The organism is uncultured Marinobacter sp. (assembly GCF_963974375.1).
GTDB lineage: Bacteria > Pseudomonadota > Gammaproteobacteria > Pseudomonadales > Oleiphilaceae > Marinobacter.
In genome coordinates this window covers 1-3,468 of sequence record NZ_CAXBDN010000347.1, presented here as the reverse complement: position 1 = coordinate 3,468, position 3,468 = coordinate 1, and the positions used below count along the sequence as shown (strand labels likewise).

Sequence of the window (3,468 nt, the reverse complement as noted above, 5' to 3'; positions counted from 1 at the left end):
CTATCTTTCGAAGCAATTACACGACTACAAGTCGGGTGCCCGTGCCAACAGCACGATGGCACCGTTTGCCGGCATGCTGAATGAGCAACAGATAGCGGATGTGGCCGTCTATTACAGCGAAATGCCGTCCACGGCCGGCAAAGGTGGCGAGAGTGCAGACGAGGCTACCCTGAAACGTGGTGAGCAATTGGCGCTTCGGGGTGACTGGTCGCGGTATATCGTCTCCTGCAAGAGCTGCCATGGCCCTGATAACCAGGGGGCAGGGAGCGTGTTCCCGGGAATTGCCGGGCAGCATGCAGGTTACATCGAGAACCAGCTCAAGGCCTGGAAGGAAGAGACCCGGAGCAATGACCCGAACGATCTGATGGGCTCCGTTGCCAGGAGATTGAGCGATGAGGACATTCACGCCGTTGCCGTATGGCTTGCCAATCAGCATAACGGGGCTAACTAGGAGGATCTGAACATGATACGAACACTGACCTGCGTTGCCCTGACTGGCTCCCTCCTTGTTGCCGGAGCGGTGACCGCCAATGAGCTCACCCGGACTACTCTCGATACCCTGAGTAAGATGGGCTATCCACCACCCAAGGAAAACGAGCTGGTTCACATTCCGCCGGGCATTGACGAACTGGAAAACCAGAAACTCCATCCGGAGCTGAAGCGGGTGATTCGCCGTGGCCATGACCTGTTTACCAATACGCAGCAATTGCGTGGCGAGAATGTGTTCAACAACATGAATTGCTCCAGTTGCCACCTGGGTGACGGCGCCATGCCCTTCAGCGCGCCAGTCTGGCCTGCTGCGGTGCTGCTACCGAACTTCCGGCCCAAGAATGACCATGTGAATAATCTTGAGGAACGCATCGCCGGCTGCTTTACCTACTCCATGAATGGCAAACCGCCGGAGTATGGCAGCGACAATATGCTCGCGCTGACTGCCTATCATCAATGGCTTGCCACCGGTGTGCCCATGTATCCGAAACAGCCCATTTACGGCCGCGGATATCCTGCCCCCGAGCGGCCTGAGGAGCTCAGTTATGCCCGCGGCGAAGCGGCCTACAAGGAGCAATGCGCGGTCTGCCACAGTGAAGATGGCAGCGGTCTGGTGGCGAATGACCGGACAGTATTCCCGGCACCCTGGGGCGACGGCTCCAATAACTGGGGGGCGGGAATCGTCAGGGTGTTTACCGCTGCCGGGTTTATCAAGAACAACATGCCGCTGGGTCAACCGAACTCCCTCAGTGATCAGGAGGCCTGGGATATCGCCTATTTCATGAGCAGCCAGGAGCGACCTCAGGATCCCCGTTACACCGGCGACATCAAGGAAACGCTGGAGCTCTATGGCCCCACCTTCCACAAGAACTCACTGTATGGCCAGGTGAGGGAGCATGACGGGCACCTCCTTGGTGATCATGACAACCTTGGAGAAAAGGACTTCCTGAGGCCCGATACGGTCAGGCCACGGACATTCGAGTAGCGCGGACACTCGATCAGAGAGGATGGATCGTTAATACCCCCCGGCAGTTCTGCCGGGGTAGTCTTCAGATGGCACACATCAATGTGCCGATCTTTAAGTGATAACCTGTACAATCCCTGCCACTACCAACCGCATTCTCAGCGACAACTGCACCGTGCCCTCAGGCTGGAGCCGTAATTCCTAATGAAAAAGCCCCCCACCAGCACCCCCCCTGTCGATGTCATGAACTTTTTGCTCGATGCCATCTGTGTCGTCGATGCGCAGGGGCGTTTTGTTTCAATCACCGGAGCCTGTGAGCAAATCTTTGGTTACCCACCAGAGGAAATGATCGGCAAACCGATGATTGATTTTGTCTTTGAAGAGGACAGGGCAAGGACACTTGAAGCGGTCAAGCGAGTTGAGGAGGGATTTTTGCAGCGCCATTTCGAGAACCGTTACCTGCGCAAGAATGGCGAAATCGTCACCATCCTGTGGTCGGCGCGGTGGTCGGAAACGGACCAGGTACGAGTTGCAGTCGCACGGGACATCAGCGAACAAACGCAGGCCGAGTCAAAGGCGCACTGCTGGCGCTTGTCCAATTCACCGCCGCAGTTGATTCCTCCGGCTCTACCTCCGATCCTCCTTTCAGCCCAGGACCACGCCGTGTTGCTGGCCCTGGCCGGGAGCGCCGAGGCGGTCAGTCGGGAGGTCATAGTGCACGCACTCGGGGGGGATTTCAGGTATTACGACCAGCGCCGCCTGGACACCCAGATGCGTCGCCTGCGCCGTAAAGTCGAAGCGGCCTGCCCGGGCCTGCAACTGCCGGTGGCCACCCTGCGTGGCCTCGGCTACCGCTTTTACGAGGAAATCGAGGTTTGCCAGTAAGCGCCTTATCCTGAAGAAACTTACCCCGCAACATCAGTTGATGTCATTTTCAGATGCATCATCATCATTCGTGCTGCCCGGCTGCAGGTCAGGTGGTAACCGGATACCCTCATTGACCAGGATATGGTCGAGACCGGCCATGTTGCCAGTATCCAGACCAGCCAAAGCCAGACCCGGAACCACCGGATTTGCTTCAGACGATACCTCACGAACACCTGATCCCGATGAAGTTGCGGTCGCACGGGCGTTTTGCAGCACCGTGTCGTTTACCGCGCGGGGTGCAGGCTCGATTTCTGTGATCGTGCTTGTGGTGTTGTCGGCGTAGCTGAGCGTGTAGTTTCCACCAAGGTTGCCATCGATAACGGTGACGCCACTGGCAGTGACCGTTTTGTTGCCAATGCCCACGTTCGGATCGGTAAAGGCGAAGACACCACCGGCGATGGCGTCTGTATCGAACAACCTGCCAGCGGTAACGGTAGCCGTACCTGCTGCAGTCACGTCACCGTCAAAGACCTTGCTGACATCCGTGGTGGAAAGCGTCAACGCGGCCGGCGTGATGTCGACTATGCGAGTGCCGCCGATAAAGGTGTAGTTACTGGCCAATCCTCCATCACTGCCATCGGCCAGTTCGAGACTACCCAAAGTGACGGCTTTGTCGTTGGCTACATGCTTGTCGGCGACCGATCCGGTGCCAGCCAGGGTGAGGGTCTCACTGCCCACCAGGGTGCCGATTGTCAGGGCACCGGCATTCACATCGATAGTGCCATCGTAGACACGGTTGCCGTTAAGGCTCACCGCGTAGGGATTGATCGTGCTGGTGGTGTTGTCGGCGTAGCTGACGGCGTAGTTGCCACCGTTGTTGCCGTCGGTAACCGTGACGCCCGCGGTGGTGACGGTCCTATCGCCAACGCCTGCGTTCTTGTTGGTAAAGGCAAAAATGCCGCCGCTGATCTCATCGCCCTCAAATACCGTGCCGCTGGTGACCGTGGCCGTGCCTGCTGCACTCAAATCTCCGTCATAGGTTTTGCTGACATCGCTGGTGGTGATCGTCAAGGTGGACGGTGAGATATCGGCCAGGTCGGTCGCGATGGTGTTGAAGCTGTAGTTGTCTGCATCCGTGCCATCGGCAG

The 3,468-nt window shown here is 57.7% G+C and carries 4 protein-coding genes and 1 pseudogene; 4 read left to right on the top strand and 1 reads right to left on the bottom strand.

Going from position 1 to position 3,468, the window contains the following annotated elements; all coding sequences use genetic code 11:
• The 4 genes and pseudogenes from AAC035_RS19745 to AAC035_RS19730 form a co-directional block, all read left to right on the top strand.
• On the top strand, positions 1 to 451 hold a 451-nt coding region (locus AAC035_RS19745), incomplete at its 5' end, for a c-type cytochrome (RefSeq protein WP_339806830.1).
• 12 nt (positions 452 to 463) lie between these two features.
• Entirely contained in the window at positions 464 to 1,474 is a 1,011-nt protein-coding gene (locus AAC035_RS19740) for a c-type cytochrome (RefSeq protein ID WP_339806829.1), read from the top strand.
• Between the two features lie 183 nt (positions 1,475 to 1,657).
• Positions 1,658 to 2,029, top strand: a pseudogene (locus AAC035_RS19735) (PAS domain S-box protein); the annotation flags it as partial.
• 15 nt (positions 2,030 to 2,044) lie between these two features.
• Complete coding sequence (locus AAC035_RS19730) at positions 2,045 to 2,338, top strand: helix-turn-helix domain-containing protein (RefSeq protein ID WP_339806831.1); 294 nt, start codon at positions 2,045 to 2,047, stop codon at positions 2,336 to 2,338.
• A 33-nt stretch (positions 2,339 to 2,371) separates the two neighbouring features.
• On the opposite strand, the gene AAC035_RS19725 is transcribed toward AAC035_RS19730, so the two are convergent.
• Positions 2,372 to 3,468: YDG domain-containing protein (locus AAC035_RS19725; RefSeq protein ID WP_339806828.1), on the bottom strand; the 1,097-nt coding region annotated here is incomplete at its 5' end.